The organism is Synechococcus sp. RedBA-s (assembly GCF_024345495.1).
Taxonomy (GTDB): Bacteria; Cyanobacteriota; Cyanobacteriia; order PCC-6307; family Cyanobiaceae; genus Regnicoccus_A.
In genome coordinates, this window is sequence record NZ_JAGQBF010000002.1 from 106928 (window position 1) to 130684 (window position 23757).

The following is a 23757-nucleotide window of genomic DNA, read 5'->3' on the forward strand; positions in this document are numbered from 1 at the left end:
CCCCTGCGGTTCCCTCAGGGCAGGGGGGCGCCGGGCCGGGCCGGATCCTCGGGAAAATCAACGCCGATGATGTGACCCTCGGGATCAAAGATCACGAACAGATTGTCGGTGACCTTCTGGAACTGGGTGGTGACGAGCACCAGCTGCTGGGGGCCACCTTCACTGGCCACCACGGTGCCGCGCAGGCGCTGGAAGGAACCGGTGTATTTCTCCAGATCCTTCCAGCGGTTGAGCAGATCCTGGGGACTGATCTCAGCCTGGAGATCTCGATAGAGCAGGCTGCGGGCATCCAACACCCGGCCCTCGCTGATGGCGGTGATGAAGGCGGTGGCGATCTGCTTGATCGGCGTGTCTTTCTGATCCAGCTCCCAGCCGAGCACGCGTCCGCGGCCATCGAGCACCAGCACCAGCGGCCGGTTGCCGACAGGGCCCCTCAGCACCGCCTCCACCGTGCTGTCATCCACTCCGGTCGACACGTCGGTGATGCGGCTGCTGAGGATGGGCCCCTGCTTCTGCAAGCGTTGACGCACCCGCTCCACCGTGGTCAGTTTCTGCAGATCAGGGGCCAGACGGTCAAACACGGCCTGACTGTCCTGGCGCTTCAGGGCATCGAGCAACACCTGCCCGGCGGCTCTGGCCTCGGCTGGCTGCAGCGCGGAAGTGGCCAGGGCCTGACCTCCATGCAGTCCACAGGCCAGGGCCATCGCCAGCAAAGGAACGCGCAGATTCACGGAGGTGCGGGTGTTGAGCTGGCGTCAGTCTGCCCGAGAATCAAGCGGTAGCAGGCTCAGGCAGGCCTCGCTCAGCTGCAACTCCAGCGTGATCACCCGGTGGCCCGGGCCCAGGGGACCCAGGGGACAGTCGCCGGTTCCGGGGTTGACGCTCACCTGGGGCCAGGCCGAGGCCGCCAGCGACAGGCGCAGCTGCTCCCCGGCCGCCAGGGTCGCCACCAGGGGCTGCAGGCTCAGCTGCCGCCGCTGGGAGCGACGGCAGTGGGGGCCCAGGGTACGGATCACCCCGGTGCTCAGCTGCCAGGCCCTGCCCTGGCGGATCACGGAGAGGGCACCGCAGAGATCGAAGCCGTCCTGGTCACAGCTGAGCTCCAGCTCCAGTTCCGGTCGTCCCGCCAGCAGCAGCGGCTCGCTCAGGGGCGCGCTGGTGAAGCAGGCCACATCGGCGCGGGCATCGAGATCGGTGCGGGCCACCGGGCCTGCATCCAGGCCCAGATGGCCGCCGCGGCCAGGGGCGGGCCGCCAGGGGTCGTGCACCAGCCAGACCACGCCGCCACCCTCGCCATCGGGCAACAGGCGGCCTTCGGCGGCATCGATCGCCGCCAGTCCGTTGCTGCGCAGGGCCCAGCGGCACGGTTCAGCCTGCTCAGCGTGCCACCCGCGCCAGATGCCAGAGCCCAGGTCGGCCAGGGCTTCGCGGGGATGGGCTTCGAGGCCATCCCGGTCGCGCAGGTGCCGATCAAAGAAGGCCAGCTGCAGGCGATCAAGACCGCCGGCCCAGTTCAGGTGGCTCCAGGCCTCGATGCGCAGCCAGGGCTCAGTGCCGGCGGCCCGGGCGCGGGCGCGCAGATCCAGCACTCCGCCCAGGTGGGGGTCGTGCCAGCCGCCCAGCAGCAGCATCGGCTGGCGCAGCAGGCCCTCCGGAGGCTCATGGCGCCGCCAGCCAGCAGGGCTGGCGGGGTCCAGCGTCAACCAGCCCAGCCCCATCCCGCCGGGATCGTGCTGCTGCAGCAGCGCCAGGCCATCGCGCAGGAAGGTGCCCCCCTCCAGGCTCTGGCGCAGGCTGTGCCAGCCGCGCTCATCGCCGGCGCGGCGCCGCGTTTCAGCCGCCAGCTGCAGCGCCCAGCCCAGGCCCAAGGCCCACCAGTGGGCGCCCCCTTCGCTGGCCCAATGCAGCCGCTCATCGAGGCCCGCCATAGCCGGCGCCAGGGCATCGGGCAAGGGGCTGCCCGGGCTCAGCAGCAGCTGAGTGAGCCCCTGATAGGAGAAGCCATAGGTGCCCACCCGGCCGTTGGCGTAGGCCAGGCTGCGCGCCCAGGCCATCGCCACGGCACCATCGGCGGCCTCCTGGGCAAAGCCACTGAACTCCCCCGTGGAGTCGCCCCGGCCACGGACGTCCTGCACGGCCACCGCATAGCCCGCACTGGCGTACCAACGCGGATGGGCATAGGTGACGGTGGAGGCGATGGCCCGCCCGTAGGGCTGGCGCATCAGCAGCAGCGGCCAGCGCCCCGGCCCAGTGGGTTTCCAGACCCTGGTAGCCAGCCGTACCCCATCGGGGCAGGGCATCCATTCCTCAACGACCTCGGTATCCAGCGGGGCGACTCAGCGCACGTCAGGACAGTGAAGCCCCACCACATAGGTGGTGAGAATCTCGGCGTCGGTGGGGGCCAGCCCCTGGCTCTGGGAGACCATGGCGATCGCCTCAGGGGAATTGGAGCTGACACTGCGGCTGTTGAGCTGGCGCAGGTCGTTGCAGATCCGCTTGGCCAGCTGCGGGTTCTGTTTGACCGACTCCAGCAGCGGTGAAGCCGCCTGAAGGGAGGTGATGGGCAACCCTGCACCCATGAGCGCTACCACGGCCGCCAGGACGAACCGGCTCAGCAAAGGCAGCCGCGGGCGCGGCTGAGCAGGACAGGAGAGAACAGGCAAGGAGCGTCCACCACAGGGGGGATTCATCCATTTGAGGGTCTCAGCGAGACCGGTTGGAGCAGTCCTGGTCAGTTTGGTGGGCGACCGGTGGCCCGCCGCGCCGCGGCGATCCAGGCGCGCACCTGGCTGGAGTCGGGTGGGGCGACCGCTGATCGGGTGAGGGAGCGCTGCAGCCGGCCCAGCTGGCGCAGGAGCTGCTGGGGTGACGCCTCGGCCAACCCCGCTGAGCTGGCGATGCCCGCATACAACAGCAGTGCTGCCTGCTCGGGCGCCAGCCCCAGTTCACTGATCAGGCGAGCCTGAGCGCGCAGTTTGATCAGGCGCTGCTCCGAAGCGCCGCAGCGGGCCAGGCGGCGCAGCTCCAGATCGCTCTGGGCAGCCAGGGCAGGCCAGTCATTGAGACCCGCCTGGCTGAGCTGGCTCTGCTCAGCGCTGAAGTGGGAGGGAAGCCGCAGCATCGCTCAGCGCAGCACCTGCACCGCACCGTCGTCGAGGCTGCGGGTGGCCTCCCCCAGCACCACCGGCCGACTGACGCCAGCGCCGGCTGTCTCCACCCGCCGCAGGCGCACATGCACCAGGCCATCGGCGCTGCTGCGGCCGCTGCCGCGCAGGTTGAGGGCCAGCTGCTCCACCGTGGGGGCAAAGGCCTCAGGCGGGAGTTCAGCGCTGGCGGCGGCGATCACCAGATTGGTGCCGTTGTCGAACACCACTGGCACGCTCACGGCCCCCTCCACCTGGGTACGTGGCGAGTAGCTGATGGCGAAGGCCAGACAGGAGAGCGAGAGCAGGGCTGTGAAGCTCGTGACACCCACCAGCCGGAAGCGGAATCCCCAGCCCATGACGAAGGCCACCACCATCCACACCGCCAGCGCGCCGCTGGCGGCCCCCAGCCAGAGCCCGGCTTTGAGCGACAGCGGATCGACGGGCATGGCGGCCAGAGCAGAAGCGGAAACCCCTTTATATTGCGGCGTCCTCAGGCGGTGACAGCGACGAGCCGATGGGGTCCCCGCCTTCGCCTGAAACGGGAACCCAGTCCCGGAGCCGCCGCCCACGCCTGCTGCTGGCCGCGGTCCTTGGGGTAAGCGCCGGGCTGATCGCCACCTGGTGGGGAGCGGATCACCTGGCCCGCTGGGCGTACGAGAGTTGGCGGCCCCGGCTGCAGGTGCTGATCGGCCGCGGGCTGGGCCACCCCGTTCAGCTCGGGTCCTACGAAGGACTCCGGCCCTGGGGCCTGAGCATCGGCCCCAGCCGCGTGCTCAGCGGGCCGGCGGATCGCTCCAACCTGCGCCTCGACGGGATCGCGGTGAACCTGGATCCCCTCGCCAGCCTGGTGGAGCGGGCGGCGGTGCTGGACCTGCGGCCCAGGGGAGCCCAGCTCCGCCTGATCCCCAACACCAGGGGCCAACTCTGGGTGTTCGGCCCGGCGGGCGACCGGCCGCCGCCACGGCTGACGCTGAACGTGCTGCTGGAGCAGCCCGGCCGTCTGCAGCTGGGCTCCATGGCTCTGGATCTGAAGCTGCAGGGCCGGGCGGGGGTGAGGCTGCACCAGCGCAAGGTCGACTGGCGCGCCACCGCCAGACCCCGGGCCCTGGGCACGGCCGGAGCCAGCAACGGCCGTGCCCTGCTGCGGGGCTCGGCGAACTGGGGCAGCGGTGCCGTTCAGCTGGGCCTCGACCTGCGCCGCTGGGAGCTGGCCCCCCTGCTGACCCTGCTGCCCCGAGCCAGTCCCCCCCGAAAGCAGTCGCTGAAGGGAACCGCCAACGGCCGCCTCGAGCTCAGCCGCCGACCTGGCAGCAGCAGTTGCCGGGGTTCCCTGCAGCTGGAGGAGGTGGAGCTGAAGGATCCGCTGCTGCCGGCACCGCTCCAGGCCAGGCGCCTGGGGATCGGCTGCCGCGGGCAGCAGATCCTGCTGGAGGGGGATCCCTGGCGGATGGCGAACTGGCGCGGGACGGTCGCGGGCTCCCTTGTACCGGGCAACCGCTTCGACCTGCGCCTCACGGCCAGTGACCCCCAGCGCGGCGACCGTATGGGCCTCGGCATCAACGGACCCTGGCGGCAGCCCCTGCTGGCCCTCGATGGCCACATCCCCCTGGGCAAGGGCACCCCCTCCAGCCCCCAACCGCTCAAGGTCAACGCCCGCCTCCGCGCCGACTGGCGCCAGAGCCTTCAGCTGCGCCTTGAAAACCTGCGCCTGCGCTCAGGTCGCTCCGAACTCACGGCCCAGGGTCAGGTGTGGCCCCGCCTCGACGTGCGCAGCCAGCAGCTGCGCCTGCATCCCTCCCTCTGGAGCCCCGCCGGAGCCACGGCCCAGGCGCTGCTGGGCCAGAACGCCTGGCTGGAAGGCGGCCTTCAGCTGGCCGGAACCGTGAACCGGCCCACTCTCAGCGCCAGCCTCCAGCGGCTGGGCAGCAGCCTGGTCACCCTCCAGGCCAGTGCGGGCCCCAGCACCACTCGGACTGGTCCCCTCGGCCGCCTGCAGGCGCGCGTGACGGCCCCCTTCGGCCTGCGCCTGCGGGACACCCTGCTGCTGGGGGCCGCCAGCGCTGATCTGGCCTGGACGGACGACCAGCTGCGGCTGCTGCGCTTCGAGAGTCCGGAGCTCAGCGCCCATGGAACGCTGCCCCTGCGCTGGCAACGGCGGCGCGGAGTGGTGGCGGGGGATTTGGCCCTGAACCTGAACCTCAGGCCCTACACCCTGGCCCGACTCGGCCCCCTGCTGGGCAGCACGCTCCAGGGGCAACTCAGCGCCAGGGGCCGCCTCAGTGGTCCCCTGTCGGCCCTGCGCCCCGACCTCTGGCTGTCGGTGCGGCAGCCCGGCGGCGGTCCCCTGCAACTGCGGGAAACCTGGGAAGGGACGCTCAAGGCCCGGGCCGGGGGAGGCGGCGACCTGAACCTGGCGGCCTTGGCACCGGCCCAGCCGGGACGTTTGAGGGCGCGGCTGAACGGCTCCTGGTTGCCCACCCAGGTGGAGCTGCGGCGCCAGCAGGGGCTGCTGACCTTCACCGGCGATGCCCGCCGCTACCGCTGGCAGGCCAGCCGCTTCCCCGTAGGGGGCCTGCAGCTGGCGGTGGGTGGTTCCCGCAGGCCCAGGGCCCTCGACGGGCTGCTCAGCGGCAAGGGGATCCTGGATCTGCAGCCCCTGGCGATGCAGGGCAGCGTGGCCCTGGAGCGGCCGTTGCTGCTGGGGGTGCGCGGCGAGCGACTCACCGCTTCGGGCCGTTACGCGGCGGGCCAGTTCCGCTTCAAGGGGGAGTTCATACCCCTGGCCGGAGGCCGCGTGGCCCTCAGCGCCGATGGCCTGCGCCAGGGGCGCCTGCGCAGCCGCATCGAGGGACGTGGACTGCCGCTGCAACTCTTCCAGGAGCTGGCCCAGGCGCTGGCAATGTGGCAGGGCGGAACCCCGTTGCCGAGGGGACGGGCCAGCGACCTGGGCACCCTCGTGATCGACACCCTTGGCGGCACCATCGACGGCCAGCTCCAGGCCCTGCGCCTGGCCCAGTCACGGCTGGCGCAATTCCGGGCCACGACAAGCGCCGGAGCCCGGGTGCAGCTGGCGGACCTGCGCGGCCTGGTGGATCTCGACATCAGCCTGGCCGGACCCGATCTGGAGCGCCTCAACCTGGATCTGGGCGCCAAGGGCCACCTCTGGCTGCGGGCCGCCGACCGCGACGAGTCCCTGCAACTGGAGCCGTTCGTGGTGCGACTGGAGGGGCCGATCCGCGGCGGCCAGGGGCGCTTCAGCCTCGAGAACCTTCCCCTGGCCCTGCTGGCCCTGGCCACGCCGGTGCCCAACAGCCTGCGGGGCGGCCTGAACCTGGAGGGCAGCTACCAACTGGCCTCAGCAGGCCGCGAGCGCTCCTTGCGCACCAGCCTCAGTCTCAGCGACGCCAGCTTGAACGGCATTCCGCTGCGGCTCGAAGACACCAGCCTCAGCCTGGAAGGGCAAGCCCTGGCCCTCTCGGCCTCCCTCAGCAGCGAAGGAGCGGACAGCCGCGTTGATCTGAGCGGCAGCGTCCCCCTTGATCCCGGCCAGGAGGGATTGAAGCTGCGGCTCTCCAGCCGTGGCGACGGCCTGCGTTTCATCAGCACCCTGGTGGGCCGCGGGCTCAAGTGGCGCAAGGGCAGCGCTGACTTGGAGCTGCTGATGCGCGGCAGCTTGCTCAAGCCCCTGGCCAACGGATTCTTGCGCTTCCGCGATGGCGATGTGGTGGTGGCCGGTCAGGAGATCAAGGACCTCCAGGCCACGGTGCTGTTCGATTTCGAGGAGCTGCTGGTGCAGGAGTTCAAGGCGCGTCTGGGCAGCCAGGGGAAACTCGATGGCAGCGGCGGCCTGGGCCTGTTCCGAGACATTCCCCAGCGCCAACCCCTGAGCCTGGCGGTCAAGTCGGCCCGCATCAGCGCACCGCGCCTCAATGCCCTCACCGATGGCAACCTGAGCCTGAGCGGCAGCCTGTTGCGGCCGTTGCTCAGCGGTGAGCTGCGCCTGAGCAAGGGCACGATCAACGGCCAGCCCGGCACCCTGGCCCAGGAGGATGAGAAGGGTGTGCTCAAGCCCAAGCCCGCCCGGCGCTTCGCCGAAGAGTCGTGGGACTTCGAGAAGCCCATGGTGCTGCTGGGGCCGGAGGTGGAAAGCGACACGGCCCTGGCCCTGCGCGATTCAATCCCACGGGTGGCCCTGCTGCGGCTGAACAACCTGCGCCTCAACCTCGGCCCCGATCTGGAGGTGGTGGTGCCACCGGTGGCCAGCTTCAAGACGGGCGGCACCCTCACTCTCAATGGCCCCATCGACCCCCGTCTCAGCGCCAGCGGTGTGGTGCGCCTGCGCAGCGGTCGCCTGAGCCTGTTCACCACCAATTTCACCCTCGATCCCGAAGCCCCCAACGTGGCGGTGTTCACCCCCAGCCTCGGTCTGATCCCCTATGTCGATATCGCCATGCGCACCCGGGTCTCGGATTCGCTCCAGGTGGGCCGCGGTCGGGAGGCGATCAACGACACCGACCTGCGCGGCGGCTATACCCCCCTGGATCAGCTCAACCTGGTGAAAGTGGTGGTGACCGTGAGCGGACCAGCCGACCGGATCGCTGAAACCCTCACCATCCGCAGCTCCCCGCCCCTGCCGGAGGAGCGACTGGTGGCCCTGATCGGCGGCAATTCGCTGGCCGGTCTGAGCGGCGGCAATGCCACGGCGGCGCTGGCCACGGTCTTCGGTCAGTCGTTGCTCTCTCCCCTGGTGGGAACCCTCACCAATGCCTTCGGCCAGCGGGTGAGTTTCTCGATCTTTCCCACTTTCGTCTCACCCGCCGTGAACGTGGCGGGGAGCAACGCTTCAGGTGACCGTCGGGAGTCGCGCCGGGCACCGGCGCAGCTGGTGCTGGGCACGGAGCTGGGCCTCGACATCACCGAGCGCTTCAACTTCTCTGTGCTGGCGGCACCGAACCGCACCGACATCCCCCCCCAGCTCACCCTGCGCTACCAGGCCAGTGACACCCTGGGCCTGCAGGGATCCTTCGACACCGAAGGGCGCTGGCAGGGCCAGCTGCAGCTGTTCTTCCGCTTCTGAAGGGGGCCCGCCCAACGATGGAACTGATCGGCGTGGATCTGGGTGGCACCGCCATCAAGCTGGGTCGCTTCGATGGCAGCGGGGCCTGCCTGGCCGAACTGGAGTGCCCCACGCCCCGGCCGGCGCTGCCCGGAGCGGTGAGCACGGCGCTGGTGGAAGCGATCACGGCAGTGGATCCCGAAGGCAGGGCTGATCGGGTGGGGATCGGTCTGCCCGGGCCGATGGACCGCAGTGGCCGGGTGGCGCGGGTGTCGATCAACCTGCCCGGCTGGCACGACGTGCCCCTGGCCGCCTGGCTGGAGCCCCAACTGGGGCGGAGGGTGATCCTGGCCAACGACGCCAACTGCGCCCTGCTGGGGGAGGCCTGGCTGGGGGCCGCCCGCGGACGCTCCGACGTGCTGTTGCTCACCCTGGGCACAGGTGTGGGCGGCGCGGCCCTGTTGGCGGGCCAGCTGTTCACTGGACGCGACGGGGCGGCGATGGAGCCCGGTCTGATCTGCGTGGACCCCGAGGGTCCGCCCTGCCACAGCGGTAACCGGGGCTCGCTCGAGCAGTTCTGCAGCATCACGGGGCTAGGGCGCCTCAGCCCGCTGGATCCCGTGGAGCTCTGCCGCCGCGCTGACGGCGGCGATGGCGAAGCCCTGGCGGTGTGGGAGCGCTACGGCCGCTGGCTGGGCATCGGCCTGAGTTCCCTGCTCTACGTGCTCACTCCGGAACTGGTGCTGGTCGGCGGTGGCCTGAGCGCCGCCAGCGACCACTTTTTGCCGGCGGTGTGGCGGGAGGTGGAGGAGCGGGTGCTGGCGGTGAGCCGCGAGGGTCTGGAGATTCGCCGCTGCGCCCTGGGCAACGGCGCCGGCCGGCTGGGGGCCGCCCGACTGGCACTGGAGCGGCTGGATTGACAGCGGTGACCATGCACCCAGCCTGGACGTTTGCTGAGGTGGGACTTGCTTGCTCAGGCACCCAGCGGCGCTCAGCGCTGCTTCTGCAGTAAAGTAAAAGCGTATTTGGCGATTAAAAATAGAAACAAGCGGTTTACACTTGAACGACAAAGGATCAGATTACTTCCATTTATCCTGGCTCCCATACATGGCTCATCGAATCTATTTTCCCCGTCGATTGCCCGCCCAGGTATTCAAAACGGCGGCCGTGCTGGGTTTGACCCTGGCGGCAGGGACGGCCCTGGCTGATGTGCAATTTGAGAATTGTGTGCCACTGACGGGTGGTGGCATCAGCTGCGATACCAGACCCAGTGGCGACACCCTGATGAATGATGAGGCGGCGCGTTATGGATTATTCGATGAAGCCAGCCCAGGCTGGGATGAGTTTGATCCCTATGAGGGCTATGACGACATGTTCGGCGGTAATCAAACCTAATCAGGTCGCCTGATTCCATCAGGCTCGGACCTTTTCCATTCCATGACCGCCACAGCGGAGATCCACCTGCCCAGCGGTTGTCTGTGACCTTCGATCCCCTTCTGACGCTGGCTCCCGTCCGCTGCATTGATGCATGGGCACTGCCCTTGGGATGATGGCTGCATGAGCCAGACCCTGACCCCAACCTCCGGCAGCGGCGCGGACGGTTCCGAAACGCTCGCGGTGGTTGCCGATCAGACCGCCGCGGCCAGCCCCGCCGCAGGTCCTGTGGTGCCCGAACCCTCGGCCGACCTGCTTTGCCGGGCCGCTGAAGTGCGCCGATCCGCCATGGCCCTCGCCCAGCTGCCGGATGAGGAGAGGCGGCAGGCGGTGCTGGCGATGGCCGATGAACTGGAGCGCTCAGCGGACCCCATCGTGGCGGCGAATCGAGAGGACATGCAGGCGGCACGCGCCGATGGACTGGCTGAATCGCTGCTGGCAAGGCTGAAGCTCGACGAAACCAAGCTGGCCGGCGCCATCGCAGGAGTGCGTCAGGTGGCCGCCCTGCCCGATCCGGTGGGGCAACGGCAACTGCACACCGAACTCGATGCCGGCTTGGTGCTGGAGCGGCTGAGTGTGCCCCTTGGCGTGCTGGGGGTGATCTTCGAGGCCCGACCGGATGCTGCCATCCAGATCGCCTCCCTGGCGATCCGCTCCGGCAATGGCGCCCTGCTCAAGGGGGGCAGGGAAGCCAGCCGCAGCTGTACGGCGATCCTGGCCGCCCTGGCCAGGGGCCTCGCCACCAGCGCCGTGCCTCCCGCCTGCCTCGAACTTCTCACTTCCCGGCAGGAAAGCCTGGGGTTGCTGAAACTGGACGGCCTGGTGGATCTGATCATTCCGCGGGGTTCCAATGAACTGGTGCGCTTCATCCAGGACCACACCCGCATCCCCGTGCTCGGCCACGCCGATGGGGTCTGCCACCTGCTGGTGGACCGCTCGGTCGACCAGCAGCAGGCCCTGCGCATCGCCATCGACAGCAAGACCCAGTATCCGGCCGCCTGCAATGCGATCGAGGCCCTGCTGGTGCACCAGGACGTGGCCGCGTCATTCCTGCCGGCGGCCATCAGCGCCTTCAGCGCCGCTGGAGTGGAACTGCGGGGCTGCCCCCGCGCCTGTGCCCTCGGGGTGGCGATTGCCGCCAGCGACGACGACTGGGGCCGGGAATTCTCCGATCTGATCCTGGCGGTGAAGGTCGTGGGGCACCTGGAGGAGGCGCTGGATCACATCGCCCGCCATGGCTCCCGTCACACCGACGCCATCTGCACCACCGACGCCCAGGCAGCCGGACGCTTTCTCTCAGCGGTGGACAGCGCCGGGGTCTATCTCAACTGCTCCACCCGCTTCGCCGATGGCTTCCGCTACGGCTTCGGCGCCGAGGTGGGCATCAGCACCCAGACCCTGCCACCGCGGGGCCCCGTGGGACTGGAGGGTCTGGTCACCTACCGCTACCGCCTGCGGGGCGAAGGACACATCGCCGCCGACTACGCCAGCGGCCTGCGCCACTTCAGCCACCGTTCCCTGCCGCTCTGAGCCCCCATGCCTGATCGAGCCAGCCCTGAGGCCGCCGACCTGCCGGGCCGTGAGGCGATCCACCTGCAGGGGCTGCGGCTCTGGGCCCACGTGGGCGTGCTGGAGCGGGAGCGGCAGCTGGGCCAGTGGTTTGAGCTCTCGCTCAGCCTCTGGCACGATCTGGGCCCCGCCGGCCGCAGCGATCAGCTCACACTCAGCCTCGATTACAGCCTGGCAATCCAGGCCCTGCAGCAGCAGGCCCGCACGGTCCGCTGCCTCACCCTGGAGCACTACGCCGAGCGGATGATGGAGTGCGTTGAAGGGCTCTATGGACCGGTGACCCAGCGGTTGATCCTGAGCAAATGCGCCGCGCCGGTGCCCGGCTTCAACGGCCTGGTGCAGGTGGAGCGCTGGCGCCATGGACCCCCCAGATCCTGAGCCGATGCCGATGCCACCCCTGGTGCTCGTGCATGGGCTCTGGGACACGCCCCGGCTGTTCCGGCGCCTGGAGCAACAGCTGGCGGGAGCCCGCGACCCACTGCTGATTCCCCACCTCAGCCACCGGCTCGGGGCCACGCCGCTGCTGAGCCTGGCCGAGCGGCTGGGGGAGGAGATCGAGCAACGCTTCGGCCGCCAGCAGCCCATCGACGTGCTGGGCTTCTCTATGGGCGGGGTCATCGCCCGCAGCTGGCTGCAACTGCTGGGGGGCAGTCAGCGGACCCGCCGCTTCCTCAGCGTGGCCAGCCCGCAGCAGGGAACGCTCACGGCCCAGGGCTGCCCCCGCGCCCTGATCGAAGGCATCGCCGACATGAAGGTGGGCAGTGCGCTGCTGCGCCGGCTCAATGCCGATCACCGGGCCCTCGATGGGGTGGAGTGCCTCAGTTATTTCACCCCCACCGACCAGGTGGTGGTGCCGGGCTGGAGGGCGGTGCTTCCCTTCGGCCCGGTGCGGCCGCTGCCGGTGTGGCTGCACCAGAACGTGCTGAGCGCGCCGGCGTCGCTGGAGCTGCTGCGCCAGGAGCTGCTGCGCCCGTAGTTGCTGCGCCCGTGGCTGCTCAGCCCGGCATCAGGCCGCCGCCGCCAGGCCCGAATGGCGGATCAGGGCCTCCGGCGAGGGCGCCCGGCCGCGGAAGGCCTCGAACACCTCAGCGGGGCTGCGGCTGCCGCCGAGGCTGAGCACCGTGTCGCGGAAGCGGCGGCCCGTGCTCTGGACCGCGGGCTCATCCTCAAGTCCCACCTCCTCAAAGGCGCTGAAGGCATCTGCGCTGAGCACCTCGGCCCACTTGTAGGAGTAGTAACCGGCGGAATATCCCCCCGCGAAGATGTGGCCGAAGGCGCAGAGGAAGGCGTCCTCGGGAATGGGGGCCAGCACGGTGGTGGTGGCGGCGATCTGGCGGCGAAGATCCTCGGGGCTAAGGCCCGAGCCCGGCGTCCAGACGCTGTGCAGGCGCAGATCCACGAGGGCGAAATGCACCTGACGCAGGGTGGCGCTGCCGCCCATGAAGGTGCGCGCCGCCAGCAGCTTGGCAAACTCCGCCTCGGGCAACGGTTCAGCGGTCTGCCAATGGCGAGCCATGCCCAGCAGCGTGGAGCGGTCGTAGCACCAGTTCTCCATGAACTGGCTGGGCAACTCCACCGCATCCCACTCCACGTGGTTGATGCCCGCCGCCTGGGGCCGCTCCACGGTGGTGAGCATGTGCTGGAGCCCATGGCCGAACTCGTGGAAGAGGGTTTCCACCTCCTCGAAGGTCATCAGGCTGGGGGTCTCACCCACCGGCGGGCTCTGGTTGCAGATCAGATAGGCCACCGGCAGCACCGGCCGGCCGGCGGCATCGCGGCCGCGATCCAGGCAGGTGTCCATCCACGCCCCACCGCGCTTGCTGCCGGGGCGGCTGTAGGGATCGAGGAAGAAGCTGGCGATGGCCTGGTCGCTGCTGGCATCGAAGACTCGGAAGAAGCGCACATCGGCGTGCCACACCGGTGCTTCACCATCGGCGGCCTCAATGCGGATGCCGAACAGACGGCCGCAGAGAGCAAACAGACCATCCAGCACCCGCGGCAGAGGGAACCAGGGGCGCAGGGCCTCGCCGTGCAGATCGAAGCTCTCGCGGCGCAGCACCTCAGCCCAGAAGCTCACATCCCAGGGCCTGAGCTCAGCGGCCTCAGGGGCACCCTGGCGCCCGGCACAGGCTGCCAGGGCCTGCAGCTCACGCTGCGCCGCCGGGAAGGCGGCCGCGCGCAGATCTTCGAGCAGACCCTCAACGGCATCCACGGAGTGGGCCATCTTCGAGGCCAGGCTCACCTCAGCCCAGGTGGCGTAGCCCAGCCGCAGGGCCTGTTCGCCCTTGAGGGTGAGGATACGTTCGATCAGGGGACGGTTGTCGAGGTCACCGGAGGAGGCGCGGCTCACCTGGGCCTTGTAGAGCTGCTCGCGCAGATCGCGGCGGTGGCTGTATTTGAGGAAGGGCATGGCCCGGGGCATGTCCAGCCCCAGCAGCCAGGGGCCGGTCTCGGCGCAGGCCTCATGGCCCTCGGCGCTGCTCAGGCTGGCCTCCCGGGCCGCCTGGGCCAGCAGCTGACGCAAACTTTCGGGCAGGCCCTCAACCTGCTCGGGCGTATGCAGCGCCAGGGTCCAGCCGTTGGTGGCATCGAGCACGTGGTTGCCGAAGCGGGTGGCCAGCTCGGCAAGTTCTTCGCTGGCGGCGTTGAAGGCCGCCTGGGCTTCACCCTCCAGCGCCACGCCCCGCAGCTGCATCTCCAGCAGCTCGGCTGTGAGGATGCGCTCCTGGGTGGCATCGAGGCGCAGGCTGCCGGTCTCATGCTGCTGCTGCAGCCGCTCCAGGGCCCGGTACAGGGTGCGGCTCTGGCCGGCGCGGTTGCCGAAGGCCACCACGGCCCCCTGCTGGCTCTGGTGCGCCTCGCGCAGCTCGGCGCTGTTGCAGACGCCATTGAGGTGGGATACAAGCCCCCAGCTCCAGCGCAGGCGCTCCCCCAGCCGTTGCAAGGGATCCATCACCTGATCCCAGCTCAGAAGTTCGCCGGCGGCCTGCTCGGTGGAGGTCAGCTCCAGGCTCTGCTCCAGTTCACTGAGGTTGGCGTTGAGCACCTCCAGCAGGGCAGGGATCTGCTGGCGCACCTGCTCCGGAGTGGTGGCGGCGAAGTCGGGCAGGCCCTCGCCGCGAAGCAGAGGGGGCGCAAGCAGGGAGGCGCTCATGGTCGTGAACCGCGACGGTGGCCCCATTCCAGCCGATCAGCGCTGCCTTGGAGGTTCAGCCAAGAGGGGAAAGCCGCCCGATCGCCATCACGCTTGGGCTGCTCAGCCCTTCGGCCAGGGCGGTGGTGGTGGCGCCGTAGAAGTCGATGGCCAGGCGGGGCCAGAAGCCGATGGCCAGGGTGGGCACCAGCAAGCAGAGCCCGATCACCAGCTCCCGGGGCCTCATGTCGCCCACCACCGCCAGGGCCGGAATCCTGGGGCCAAAAAACACCCGGCGGCAGAGCGAGAGCAGGTACACCGGCGTCAGCACCAGGCCGATGGCCGCCAGGACAATGGTGACCACCCGGAAGGGCACGGTGAAGCCGTCGTTGGCGGTGATCCCCAGAAACACCGTGATCTCGCTGACGAAGCCGCTCATCCCGGGCAGGGCCAGGGAGGCAAGCGAACTGGCCAGGAAGAAGGCGAAGGTGATCGGCAGCACCTTGGCCAGGCCGCCCATGTTGGGAATGGAGAGGGTCTTGGTGCGCTCGTAGAAGACACCCGTCAAGAAGAACATCGAGGCGGCGATCAGGCCATGGCTGATCATCTGCAGCATCGCCCCGCTCATTCCCAGGCTGTCGATGGCACCGATGCCCAGCAGAACAAAGCCCATGTGACTGACCGAACTGCAGGCGATCCGTCGCTTGACGTTGTCCTGGGCGAAGGCATTGAGGGCTCCGTAGATGATATTGACAATGCCCAGCACCACCAGGGCCGGAGCCAGTTGCACATGGGCGTCGGGGAGCATCTGCACGTTGAAGCGCAGCAGGGCATAGCCGCCCATCTTCAGCAACACCCCCGCCAGCAACATCGACACGGGGGCATTGGCCTCACCGTGGGCATCAGGCAACCAGGTGTGCAGGGGGAACATCGGCAATTTCACCCCGAAGCCCACCAGGAAGCCCAGATAACAGAGCAGTCCGAAACTGCCGCCATAGGAGCGCTGACTCAGCTCCTGCAGGTTGAGGGTGAAGCCATCGCCGCCCAGGGCCAGGGCCAGGCCGCTGATCAGAATCAGCAGCGAGGCTGTGGCGGTATAGAGAATGAATTTGGTGGCGGCGTACTGGCGCTGGGTTCCGCCCCAGATCGCAATCAGCAGGTACACCGGCACCAGCTCCAGTTCCCAGGCCAGGAAGAAGAGCAGAAAATCCTGGGAGAGAAACACCAGCGATTGAGCCGAAGCCTGCAGCAACAGCAGGCCGAAATAGAGCTGGGTCTTGCTGTTGATGTTCCAGCTAGCCGCCACCGCCAGCAGAGTCACCAGGCCACTGAGCACCACCAGTGGCGCTGAGAGGCCATCCGCCCCCAGCGACCACTCCAGGCCCAACAGCGGCACCCACGGCACCCGCTCCACCAGCTGCAGGGTGCTCAGCCCACCATCGAAGCGCTGGCTGAAGACCCACAGCATCAGCAGCAGGTCGGCCAGCAGCACCACCAGGGCAATGGTGCGGGGTGCCCGGGGGTCGGTGCCATCGCCGGGCAGCAGCGGCATCAACAGGGCGCCGGCCGCTGGTATCAGGGCGATCAGGCTGAGCCAGGGAAAGGACGCGGGCAGACTGGACGCAACCGTGAGGGGAAGAGTGGCGTCCATTCGAGCTCGCGGAAGGGTCGGTTGTAGCCGGACGGACCGGCCTTCGGGCCCTGAATGTATCAGTTAGGTAGTTGTACTCAGCGGCGTCCGCTCAGGGGCGATCGGGCAGGTCCTGCCAGCGGCTGCCGCTCAGCTGCAGCCGCAGCACCTCGGCCCGGGAGGCCACCCCCTCCCGCTCCCAGGCCGACACCATCGCCCGGCTCACGGCCAGGGCATGGTCGGCACTGGAGAGGGCCAGCAGGCTTGGCCCGGCGCCACTGATCACACAGCCCCAGGCTCCGGCATCGAGGGCCGCCTGGCGCACCTGGCGGCCTCCCTGAATCAGCCCCCAGCGGTAGGGCTCATGCAGCCGGTCGTGCATGCCATCGGCGATCAGATCGCCATTGCCGGTGCGCAGACCCTGCAGCAGCAGGGTGAGCGAGCCCAGGTTCACCACGGCGTCGGAAATCGGGATCACCTTGGGCATCACCCGCCTCGCCTCACTGGTGGAGAGCCGGATGGCTGGAATCACCACCACCGCCTTGACGCTCTCCTGCCACTCACAGCGCACCACCCGCCAACGGTGGGAGGCAGCGCGGGCGGTCATGCAGAGGCCACCCAGCAACGACGGCACGACATTGTCGGGATGGCCCTCGATGTCGATGGCCAGCTCCAGCAGTTTCTCCTTGCTCAGGGGTTCCCCCACAAGGGCGTTGGCGCCGATCAGTCCGGCCACAATCGCCGTGGCACTACTGCCCAGGCCCCGGGCCGGTGGCACCGCCAGCCGCACCCGGGCCTCCAACGCCACCGGCTGCTGGCCCGCCTCCTTCCACACTCGCTGAGCGGAGCGATACACGAGGTTGTCGGGCCCGCCGCGCAGGTGTGCACCCTCGCTTCCTTCGATCAGCAGGTCGAAGCGTTCACCATCCCCCTCGATGGCGCGCAATTCGAAGCGGTTGTTCAGCTCCAGGGCCGCCCCCAGACAATCGAACCCTGGACCCAGGTTGGCGGTGGTCGCCGGCACATCCACCTCCACACCCTGCCCGATGCGGGGCCTCACCATCACAACCGTTCTGCTGGGGCCAGTGTCCCATCCGCCCGAGCGGCCCTCCGCCGAAGAGCGTCCCGCGAAGGGCTTCACCCCAGCAGCATCCGCGCACGGCAGGCGGAGCTGAACAGACCAGCCTCCGGGTCGATCAGAGCCCGCAGGGGAATTTGCTCCAGCACCGGCGTCAGCCTGCCCTTGGCGGCGAAGGGGGCCAGAAAGGCCTGGGAACGCAACTGGTTCAGCAGCTTGGCGGCGGTGCCACCGCCCAGCCAGAGGCCACCGCGGCAGAGGCTCTGGAGGGCCAGATCACCCGCCACGGAGCCGTAGGCGGCCAACCAGAGGTCGAGGGCGGCGGCGGCCAGCGGATCGCCTTCCGCGGCGGCGATGGCCACCAGGGCCGGCAGGTCGGGGCGCTCCGCTTCGCCTCGGCGCTCGGCCAGCGCCCAGGCCGTCGCCGCCGCCATCAAGCCGTGGCCGGAGGCGGCTTCATGGAGAAACCAGCGGAAGACATGGCCTAGGCCGGTGCCACTGACGATCCGCTCGATCGACACCCGCTCCAAGGCGAGATCCTGCTGCAACCACTGCTTCAGTCGCCATTCCCGCTCCAGCCGCGGAGCAAATTCGCCATGGGCGGCCTCACTGGCGAGGGCGATCAGACCCTGGGGCCCCGGCACCCCGATGGCCACTCCCAGGCCGGTGCCAGCCCCGAGGATCGCCAGGGGACCCGGCTGGGGCACGCCCTGCCGCACCAGCGCCTGCTGCGCCTCCCCCAGATGCGGGAGCCCATAAATCAGCACGGCGAAGTCGTTCACCAGCTCCAGGCGCTGGAGCCCGCAGGCGGCCGCCAGCTCCAGCTCATCGAGCTGCCAGGGCAGGTTGGTGAGCCGCACCCGACGGTCCTGCACCGGCCCGGCAATCGCCAGACAGCCATGGCTGGGCGGTTCGGATTCGGCGTCAGCACCGGCAAGGAACCGGCGCACCAGGGCCGAGAAGTCGTCCCAGGCGGCAGAGACGAAGCGCTCACTGCGCAGCTGCACCAACTGGTCCCCCTCCAGCCGGTAGGTGGCCAGAAGGGTCTTGGTGCCGCCGATGTCGCCGGCCAGCAGGGTCGTCATGGGGAGATCAGGCGATGGACTCCCATCAGGGCGCGACGGCCTCCAGGCCGAGGCCTGCGGCACGGGTTTCACTGGCAACCTGAGCCGCCGCCACCAGTGCAGTGACCTGAACGCTGCCGAGGTCACCGTCGCGGCGGGAGCGCAGGCTGACGCTGCCCTGCTCGGCCTCCTTGGCGCCGATCACCCCCAGCAGCGGGATCTTCTGTTGCTCGCCGGTGCGAATCAGCTTGCCGAGGCGATCGCCGCTGCGATCGATGACCGCCCGCACCCCCGCCGAGCGCAGCTGCTCCAACACCTGCTCGGCATAGGGAATCACCTCATCGGTGACCGGCAGCAGGCGCACCTGCTCGGGGGCCAGCCAGAAGGGAAAGTCGCCGGCGTAGTTCTCCACCATGATTCCGAAGAACCGCTCCAGCGAGCCGAAGATGGCGCGGTGAATCATGATCGGTCGCTGGCGGCTTCCATCGGCCGCCACGTAGTGGAGATCAAACCGCTCGGGCAGGTTGAAATCGAGCTGAATCGTGGAGCACTGCCAGAGGCGGCCGATGGCATCCTCAATCTTGATGTCGATCTTGGGGCCGTAGAAGGCTCCGCCGCCCTCATCCACTTTGTAGGCCCAGCCCTTGCGATCGAGCGCCTCGATCAGGCCGGCGGTGGCCAGCTCCCACACCGCATCATCACCGATTGATTTCTCAGGCCGCGTGGAGAGGTTGATCTCGTAGGTGTTGAAATCGAAGCTGGAGAGGATCGTCTCGGTGAGGTTGAGCACCCCGAGGATCTCATCACCGATCTGCTCGGGCAGGCAGAAGATATGGGCGTCGTCCTGGGTGAAGCCGCGCACCCGCATCAGCCCATGCATGACGCCGGGCCGCTCGTAGCGGTACACCGTGCCCAGCTCGGCCCAGCGGATCGGCAGCTCGCGGTAGGAGTGCAGACTGCTGGCATAGGTGAGCACGTGGAACGGGCAGTTCATCGGCTTGAGCTGATACTGACGCTCATCCACCGCCATCGGCCCGAACATGCTCTCGCTGTAGAAGTCGAGGTGGCCGGAGGTTTTCCAGAGGCTCAGGTCGGCCACATGGGGGGTGTACAGCAGCTCGTAGCCCGCCGCGAAGTGGGCCTGGCGCCAGAAGTCTTCGATCAGCAGGCGCATGCGGGCGCCGCGGGGGTGCCAGAACACCAGCCCAGCGCCAGCCTCATCCTCGATCGAGAAGAGCTGGAGGTCGGTGCCGAGGCGGCGGTGATCGCGGCGCAGGGCCTCGGCCTTGCGGTGCTTGTACTCGGCCAGCTGCTCCGCGGTCTGCCAGGCGGTGCCGTAGATGCGCTGCAGCTGGGCTTTGGTTTCATCGCCGCGCCAGTAGGCGCCGGCCACGCTCTCGAGCTCGAAGGCCTTGGGGTTGAGTTCACTGGTGTTGGCCACATGGGGGCCGGCGCAGAGATCCCACCACTGCTCGCCCAGGGTGTAGAGCGTGATTGGCTCCTGGATCCCGGCCAGGATCTCCAGTTTGTAGGGCTCGTTCTGGGCCCTGATGCGCTCCTCGGCCTGGTCGCGGCTCACCTCGAGGCACTGCAGCGGCAACTTGCGGGCAATGATCTTGCCCATCTCCTTCTTGATGGCCTTGAGATCGGCCTCGGTGAAGGGTTCGGGGTTGTCGAAGTCGTAGTAGAAGCCGTTCTCGGTCCAGGGTCCGATCGTGACCTTGGCGCGGGGAAAGAGCGTCTGAACCGCCATGGCCAGCACATGGCTCATGGAATGGCGGATGCGCAGCAACTCCGGGCTCTCGCTGGTGCGCGGCAGGCGCAGGCGGGTGGCACCGCCGCCCTGGGTCACCGCCGGCTCCGGGCTTGGGCCAGGGCCAGCGGCCGGGAGCGTCGACGGGGATGGGGACACGGAATCGAGCCAGGCCAGGGTCGATCCTACGCATCGGATTCAGTCCTGCCGTCCGATCGATTCCTAAGCTCGGCTGGTGAGTGATCTTTCCTCCACACCGGATTCGACCCCCATGCCGGGGGGTGCGGGCGAGCTGCTCGACCAGCTGCTGGGTTCACTTCTCGTGGATTTCGACTTCTGGTTTGATCGCGGTCTGCTGCTGCTCCAGCACTGTCCGGAGAGCGTGATGACCAGCGGCGAGCAGGAGGCTCTGGCCGAGCGCTTGAGCACGGCCCGCAAGGAACTGATCGCCGCCAAAAGCCTGCGCTCCGCCGCGCCGGTGAGCATGGCCCTCGACATGCAGGCCATGGCCCCCTGGCATCGGCTGGTGCTGAGCGTCTGGACCCTCTCGGCGGAGCTGCGCCAGGCCGGGGTGGTGCTGCCGGAGCTGCCCCCGGCTCCCAGACCTTGAAACGGTCTCCACTCCCTTTGATCCGCCAGCAGCGGCGGCACGTGGCAGCTGGCTATCTGCTCTGGGCCCTGGCGTTGTTCGGCGTCTGCGGCCTGCAGCGCTTCTATGCGCGCAAGCCCCTGAGCGGCACCCTCTGGCTGCTCACCTTCGGCCTCTGCTTCATCGGCCAGCTGGTGGATCTGTTCCTGATCCCTGAGCTGGTGGATCAGGCCAACCAGCCGCTGCTGCTCCAAGACGCACTGGAGGCCCTGGAGGCCGGCGCTCCCGCCAACGCCCTGCCGCCCCTGGACCGCCAGTTGCTGGCCCTGGCTCGGCGCGCTGGCGCCGCCGGCTTCACCTACAACGATGCGCTGCTGGAATGCCACCTCCCCCACGACACTCCACGCGTGCGTGTGCGCGAGGAAATCGAGCGGCTCATGCACGACGATCTGCTCGATGTGGGCAACGACGATCGCGGCCGGGTGGTCTACCGGGAGCCCTGATCAGCCCAGACGGCCATGCAGCTGTTCCTCGAAGAAGCGACGCAGCTGCCCGGCGCTCTTGACCGGTTGGCCGTAGGCACTGCCGCCATGATGAAGGGGGAAGGACGCCCACTCCCCGGCCAGGCGCGCCATGGCCTCGTCGGAGATCTGCCCCCGGTCGATCGCCGCGAGAGCCCCGCGTTGATCGGCCAGATAGAGGGCGGCTTGATCCTGATTGGCCGACCCGAAACCGCGCAGGCCGAGGCGGAGGCTGGCGGCCTTCCAGGTGGCTGGCAGCATCTGGTAGGCGCCGGCGGCAGCACTGGCGTAGCCCTTGACCACCACGGTGTCGGGATGGCGCTCCAGGGAAGACACCAGCTCGCCGCCGTAGAGGGTGCGGTAGCCATGGGAGGACCCATGGGCCCAGGTGCCCTCAGCGAAACGGATGGTGGCCAGCAGGGCCCGCCGCTCAGAACGAAGCGCAAGTGCGCCGAGGGGAGGAAGACTGATCAGATCTACTGATCAGTCTTGGGCCAGGGATTAGCGTGCTGGCAGGAATCCCATGGCCGCACGGACCCGCTCCAGCGTGGTCTCAGCCACGGCGCTGGCCCGCTCCCGGCCGCTGCGCAGCACCTGATCGAGGTAGCCCGGCTCGGCCCGGATGGCCTCGTAGCGCTCCTGCAGGGGGCGCAGGGCCTCCACGGCCACCTCCGCCAGCAGGGGCTTGAACTGACCCCAGCCCATCGAGGCGCACTCCAGGGCGGCAAATTCCCGGCCCACGCCACTGAGCAGGGCATAGAGCCCCAGCAGGTTGTCGGCTTCGGGACGCTCGGGGTTGCCGAACTCCAGACCCATCACCGGATCGGTCTTGGCCCGCTTGATCTTGCGGGTGATCAGCTCGGGCGGATCCAGCAGATTGATGCGGGAGGCCTCATTAGGGTCGCTCTTGCTCATCTTGCTGCGGCCATCCTGCAGGCTCATCACCCGGGCGCCCTCAGCGAGGATCAGCGGTTCAGGCACCTTCAGCAGCGGCCTGTCCTCGGGGGCGAAGCGGGCGTTGATGCGTTGCTGGGCGATGTCGCGGGCCAGCTCCAGATGCTGCTTCTGGTCTTCGCCCACCGGCACCAGATCGGCGTCGTAGAGCAGGATGTCGGCCGCCATCAGCACGGGGTAATCCAACAGCCCCACCGAGACGTTCTCGCCCTGTTTACGCGCCTTTTCCTTGAACTGGATCATCCGCTCCAGCCAGTTCAGCGGCGTGACGCAGTTCAGCAGCCAGGTGAGCTCGCTGTGGGCCGTGACCTGGCTCTGCACGAAGACACTGGAGCGCTCCGGATCAATGCCGCTGGCCAGGTAGAGCGCGGCTGTGCGGCGGGTGTTCTCAGCCAGCAGCGCCGGATCTTGGGGCACCGTGATGGCATGGAGATCCACGACACAGAAAAAGGTGTCGTGGTCGTCCTGGAGGCTGACCCAGTTGCGGATGGCCCCGAGCCAGTTGCCCAAATGCAGAGCGCCGGTGGGTTGCACACCGGAGAGAACCCGGGGCCTGTCACTCACGGTTGCGTCTCAGCCGCTGCGGCGGGCTGGATCGGGGCCTCCTCCGGCTCAGAGATCACCACTTCAAGGGCCTGATCAGCAGGCTCGGACGCGTCCGTGGTCTCGTGACCAGCGGCCTCCATCTCAGGAGACTCCGACTCAGGAGCTTCCACCTCAGGCGCCGCTGCCTGGGGGCGGCTGGGGCGCGCAAAGGGGTCCGGACGGCTGGAACGCCGCTCACCCCGACCCTCGGCGGGGGCCCGCTTGGCCCGCTGGCCGTCACGGGGGGTCCCCTCACTGCGGGGGGCGCCGCCAGTAGCGCGGTGCTCCGCCAGCAACGCGTCCAGTTGACCCTGCTCCAGCAGCTGGGCCACCGTGCGGATCGAGAACCCCAGAGCCGCCACGGTGGAGCGGAGCTGGAAGGCCTCCTGAACGACCTGGGCCGCGCGCTGTTCGTTCTCACTCAGGCGGATGCGAAAGCCTCCGGCTTCCCGATCCCGGCCACCGCCTCCTCCAGTGCCGCCAGTGCCGCCAGCACTACCGCGCCCCGTCTCGATGCGGCGGGCCCGAGCGGGTTGGTCCTGCTCAGACTGGGGGACTGCTGCTGTGTTCTCGTCGGCCATCGCCGGAGCCTTCTATCAGGGGGCAAGTGTGCCGCATCAACGGATCATGGGGCTACCAGCCAGAGCAGTCGGTGGGGTTCAGCGCTGCCGGCACGGGCAAGAACCAGCAGCGGCAACGGCCGTGGCCCCCCCACGTCAAAGACCTGCCGGTAGCGGGCGAGGGCATCGAGGTAAATCTGCAGGGTCCAGCCGCCTTGGCTCCGCTCCTGCGCCTGCCAGTGACGCTTGAGGGCCAGCCGGCAGGCCTCCTCACCGAACTCCCGCCAGCAGTGGGCCTCCGCCGCTGCGGGGCTCAGTCCCTGGCGGCAGCAGTGGCGGAAGGCCTCCAGCTCGGGGGCCGCTGCCGTGCAATCCGGCGGTAACAGGGTCGCCAGCCGCTCCACTGCCACAGCCCGAAGCTGCAGCCAGCAGCGATCCAGCAGCAGCACCGGCAGGCCCCCATGCCAGTGCTGCTCCAGTTGTTGCTGGCGCTGCCAGCCAGCCAGCTCCAGCTCCAGGCGGGGGGTGAGCTTCAGACTGGCGGCCTCGGCCGTCTCCACCATGACAAGGCCGCTCGACGTCCCCAGTCTGGGGGTGATCCAGGCAGCCTGGGCAGGAGAGGTCAGCTGAGCTAGAGAGGCACTGCTTCGGCAGCCCCGCACCGCCCTTGACCACCCCCACCGCC

22 protein-coding genes are annotated in these 23757 nt (G+C 68.9%); 8 read left to right on the plus strand and 14 right to left on the minus strand.

Annotation, left to right across the window (positions count from 1 at the left end; all coding sequences use genetic code 11):
• Nucleotides 1-14: 14 nt before the first annotated feature.
• From KBY67_RS01430 to KBY67_RS01450, 5 genes are all read right to left on the minus strand, one after another.
• Nucleotides 15-731, minus strand: coding sequence for a DUF3887 domain-containing protein (locus KBY67_RS01430; protein WP_255107842.1), 717 nt, complete (start codon nucleotides 729-731; stop codon nucleotides 15-17).
• A gap of 24 nt (nucleotides 732-755) precedes the next feature.
• Nucleotides 756-2300: a CocE/NonD family hydrolase gene (locus KBY67_RS01435; RefSeq protein ID WP_255107844.1), complete on the minus strand. Its 1545-nt coding sequence runs from the start codon at nucleotides 2298-2300 to the stop codon at nucleotides 756-758.
• Nucleotides 2301-2336: 36 nt separating this feature from the next.
• On the minus strand, nucleotides 2337-2567 hold the full coding sequence (locus tag KBY67_RS01440; RefSeq protein WP_255107848.1) for a DUF732 domain-containing protein: 231 nt from the start codon (nucleotides 2565-2567) through the stop codon (nucleotides 2337-2339).
• Between the two features lie 164 nt (nucleotides 2568-2731).
• Nucleotides 2732-3121, minus strand: a complete 390-nt coding sequence (locus KBY67_RS01445) for a DUF4332 domain-containing protein (RefSeq protein ID WP_255107850.1) — start codon at nucleotides 3119-3121, stop codon at nucleotides 2732-2734.
• A 3-nt stretch (nucleotides 3122-3124) separates the two neighbouring features.
• Nucleotides 3125-3592 carry a Ycf51 family protein gene (locus KBY67_RS01450; protein WP_255107852.1) on the minus strand — a complete coding sequence of 156 codons (468 nt, stop codon included), beginning with the start codon at nucleotides 3590-3592 and terminating at the stop codon, nucleotides 3125-3127.
• 68 nt (nucleotides 3593-3660) lie between these two features.
• On the opposite strand from KBY67_RS01450, the gene KBY67_RS01455 reads away from it, so the two are divergent.
• From KBY67_RS01455 to KBY67_RS01480, 6 genes are all read left to right on the plus strand, one after another.
• Nucleotides 3661-8223 carry a translocation/assembly module TamB gene (locus tag KBY67_RS01455; RefSeq protein ID WP_255107854.1) on the plus strand — a complete coding sequence of 1521 codons (4563 nt, stop codon included), beginning with the start codon at nucleotides 3661-3663 and terminating at the stop codon, nucleotides 8221-8223.
• Nucleotides 8224-8240: 17 nt separating this feature from the next.
• Nucleotides 8241-9122, plus strand: coding sequence for an ROK family protein (locus KBY67_RS01460; RefSeq protein ID WP_255107856.1), 882 nt, complete (start codon nucleotides 8241-8243; stop codon nucleotides 9120-9122).
• A gap of 139 nt (nucleotides 9123-9261) precedes the next feature.
• On the plus strand, nucleotides 9262-9597 hold the full coding sequence (locus KBY67_RS01465) for a lactate dehydrogenase (RefSeq protein ID WP_255107864.1): 336 nt from the start codon (nucleotides 9262-9264) through the stop codon (nucleotides 9595-9597).
• Between the two features lie 162 nt (nucleotides 9598-9759).
• A complete protein-coding gene (locus KBY67_RS01470; RefSeq protein ID WP_255107866.1) occupies nucleotides 9760-11166 on the plus strand; it encodes a glutamate-5-semialdehyde dehydrogenase in 1407 nt (468 codons plus the stop codon).
• A gap of 6 nt (nucleotides 11167-11172) precedes the next feature.
• Complete coding sequence (locus KBY67_RS01475) at nucleotides 11173-11583, plus strand: dihydroneopterin aldolase (protein WP_255107873.1); 411 nt, start codon at nucleotides 11173-11175, stop codon at nucleotides 11581-11583.
• 4 nt (nucleotides 11584-11587) lie between these two features.
• Nucleotides 11588-12181, plus strand: a complete 594-nt coding sequence (locus KBY67_RS01480; RefSeq protein WP_255107876.1) for an alpha/beta fold hydrolase — start codon at nucleotides 11588-11590, stop codon at nucleotides 12179-12181.
• 30 nt (nucleotides 12182-12211) lie between these two features.
• Here the strand turns inward: KBY67_RS01480 and KBY67_RS01485 are convergent, their stop codons facing one another.
• The 5 genes from KBY67_RS01485 to thrS form a co-directional block, all read right to left on the minus strand.
• Nucleotides 12212-14359 (minus strand): M3 family metallopeptidase, encoded by a 2148-nt coding sequence (locus KBY67_RS01485; RefSeq protein WP_255107878.1) that lies wholly within the window; start codon nucleotides 14357-14359, stop codon nucleotides 12212-12214.
• A gap of 55 nt (nucleotides 14360-14414) precedes the next feature.
• Entirely contained in the window at nucleotides 14415-15989 is a 1575-nt protein-coding gene (locus KBY67_RS01490; RefSeq protein WP_255107880.1) for an NAD(P)H-quinone oxidoreductase subunit 4, read from the minus strand.
• Between the two features lie 91 nt (nucleotides 15990-16080).
• Nucleotides 16081-17031, minus strand: a complete 951-nt coding sequence (gene thrB, locus KBY67_RS01495) for a homoserine kinase (protein WP_255107882.1) — start codon at nucleotides 17029-17031, stop codon at nucleotides 16081-16083.
• A gap of 74 nt (nucleotides 17032-17105) precedes the next feature.
• Nucleotides 17106-18131: a glucokinase gene (locus KBY67_RS01500; protein ID WP_255107884.1), complete on the minus strand. Its 1026-nt coding sequence runs from the start codon at nucleotides 18129-18131 to the stop codon at nucleotides 17106-17108.
• Nucleotides 18132-18156: 25 nt separating this feature from the next.
• On the minus strand, nucleotides 18157-19962 hold the full coding sequence (gene thrS / locus KBY67_RS01505) for a threonine--tRNA ligase (protein ID WP_399213678.1): 1806 nt from the start codon (nucleotides 19960-19962) through the stop codon (nucleotides 18157-18159).
• Between the two features lie 136 nt (nucleotides 19963-20098).
• On the opposite strand from thrS, the gene KBY67_RS01510 reads away from it, so the two are divergent.
• Complete coding sequence (locus KBY67_RS01510) at nucleotides 20099-20473, plus strand: DUF2605 family protein (RefSeq protein WP_255107885.1); 375 nt, start codon at nucleotides 20099-20101, stop codon at nucleotides 20471-20473.
• Nucleotides 20470-20955: a TM2 domain-containing protein gene (locus KBY67_RS01515; protein WP_255107887.1), complete on the plus strand. Its 486-nt coding sequence runs from the start codon at nucleotides 20470-20472 to the stop codon at nucleotides 20953-20955. Before KBY67_RS01510 ends, KBY67_RS01515 begins: the two co-directional genes overlap by 4 nt.
• On the opposite strand, the gene KBY67_RS01520 is transcribed toward KBY67_RS01515, so the two are convergent.
• From KBY67_RS01520 to KBY67_RS01535, 4 genes are all read right to left on the minus strand, one after another.
• Nucleotides 20956-21309, minus strand: coding sequence for a hypothetical protein (locus KBY67_RS01520; protein WP_315855537.1), 354 nt, complete (start codon nucleotides 21307-21309; stop codon nucleotides 20956-20958).
• Nucleotides 21310-21474: 165 nt separating this feature from the next.
• The gene (gene trpS / locus KBY67_RS01525; RefSeq protein WP_255107899.1) at nucleotides 21475-22491 is read right to left on the minus strand and encodes a tryptophan--tRNA ligase; all 1017 of its coding nucleotides are present in this window, start codon (nucleotides 22489-22491) and stop codon (nucleotides 21475-21477) included.
• Nucleotides 22488-23093 (minus strand): hypothetical protein, encoded by a 606-nt coding sequence (locus KBY67_RS01530; protein WP_255107901.1) that lies wholly within the window; start codon nucleotides 23091-23093, stop codon nucleotides 22488-22490. The genes trpS and KBY67_RS01530 overlap by 4 nt, the downstream gene beginning before the upstream one ends.
• 44 nt (nucleotides 23094-23137) lie before the next feature.
• The gene (locus KBY67_RS01535; RefSeq protein ID WP_255107903.1) at nucleotides 23138-23635 is read right to left on the minus strand and encodes a hypothetical protein; all 498 of its coding nucleotides are present in this window, start codon (nucleotides 23633-23635) and stop codon (nucleotides 23138-23140) included.
• Between the last annotated feature and the right edge of the window lie 122 nt (nucleotides 23636-23757).

Excerpts from the sequence above, each read along its gene's own strand:
- KBY67_RS01435 (WP_255107844.1), bottom strand. The coding sequence starts at position 2,300 with ATGCCCTGCCCCGATGGGGTACGGCTGGCTACCAGGGTCTGGAAACCC.
- KBY67_RS01445 (WP_255107850.1), bottom strand. The coding sequence starts at position 3,121 with ATGCTGCGGCTTCCCTCCCACTTCAGCGCTGAGCAGAGCCAGCTCAGC.
- KBY67_RS01450 (WP_255107852.1), bottom strand. The coding sequence starts at position 3,592 with ATGCCCGTCGATCCGCTGTCGCTCAAAGCCGGGCTCTGGCTGGGGGCC.
- KBY67_RS01455 (WP_255107854.1), top strand. The coding sequence starts at position 3,661 with ATGGGGTCCCCGCCTTCGCCTGAAACGGGAACCCAGTCCCGGAGCCGC.
- KBY67_RS01460 (WP_255107856.1), top strand. The coding sequence starts at position 8,241 with ATGGAACTGATCGGCGTGGATCTGGGTGGCACCGCCATCAAGCTGGGT.
- KBY67_RS01470 (WP_255107866.1), top strand. The coding sequence starts at position 9,760 with ATGAGCCAGACCCTGACCCCAACCTCCGGCAGCGGCGCGGACGGTTCC.
- KBY67_RS01475 (WP_255107873.1), top strand. The coding sequence starts at position 11,173 with ATGCCTGATCGAGCCAGCCCTGAGGCCGCCGACCTGCCGGGCCGTGAG.
- KBY67_RS01480 (WP_255107876.1), top strand. The coding sequence starts at position 11,588 with ATGCCGATGCCACCCCTGGTGCTCGTGCATGGGCTCTGGGACACGCCC.
- KBY67_RS01485 (WP_255107878.1), bottom strand. The coding sequence starts at position 14,359 with ATGAGCGCCTCCCTGCTTGCGCCCCCTCTGCTTCGCGGCGAGGGCCTG.
- KBY67_RS01490 (WP_255107880.1), bottom strand. The coding sequence starts at position 15,989 with ATGGACGCCACTCTTCCCCTCACGGTTGCGTCCAGTCTGCCCGCGTCC.
- thrB (WP_255107882.1), bottom strand. The coding sequence starts at position 17,031 with ATGGTGAGGCCCCGCATCGGGCAGGGTGTGGAGGTGGATGTGCCGGCG.
- KBY67_RS01500 (WP_255107884.1), bottom strand. The coding sequence starts at position 18,131 with ATGACGACCCTGCTGGCCGGCGACATCGGCGGCACCAAGACCCTTCTG.
- KBY67_RS01530 (WP_255107901.1), bottom strand. The coding sequence starts at position 23,093 with ATGGCCGACGAGAACACAGCAGCAGTCCCCCAGTCTGAGCAGGACCAA.
- KBY67_RS01535 (WP_255107903.1), bottom strand. The coding sequence starts at position 23,635 with ATGGTGGAGACGGCCGAGGCCGCCAGTCTGAAGCTCACCCCCCGCCTG.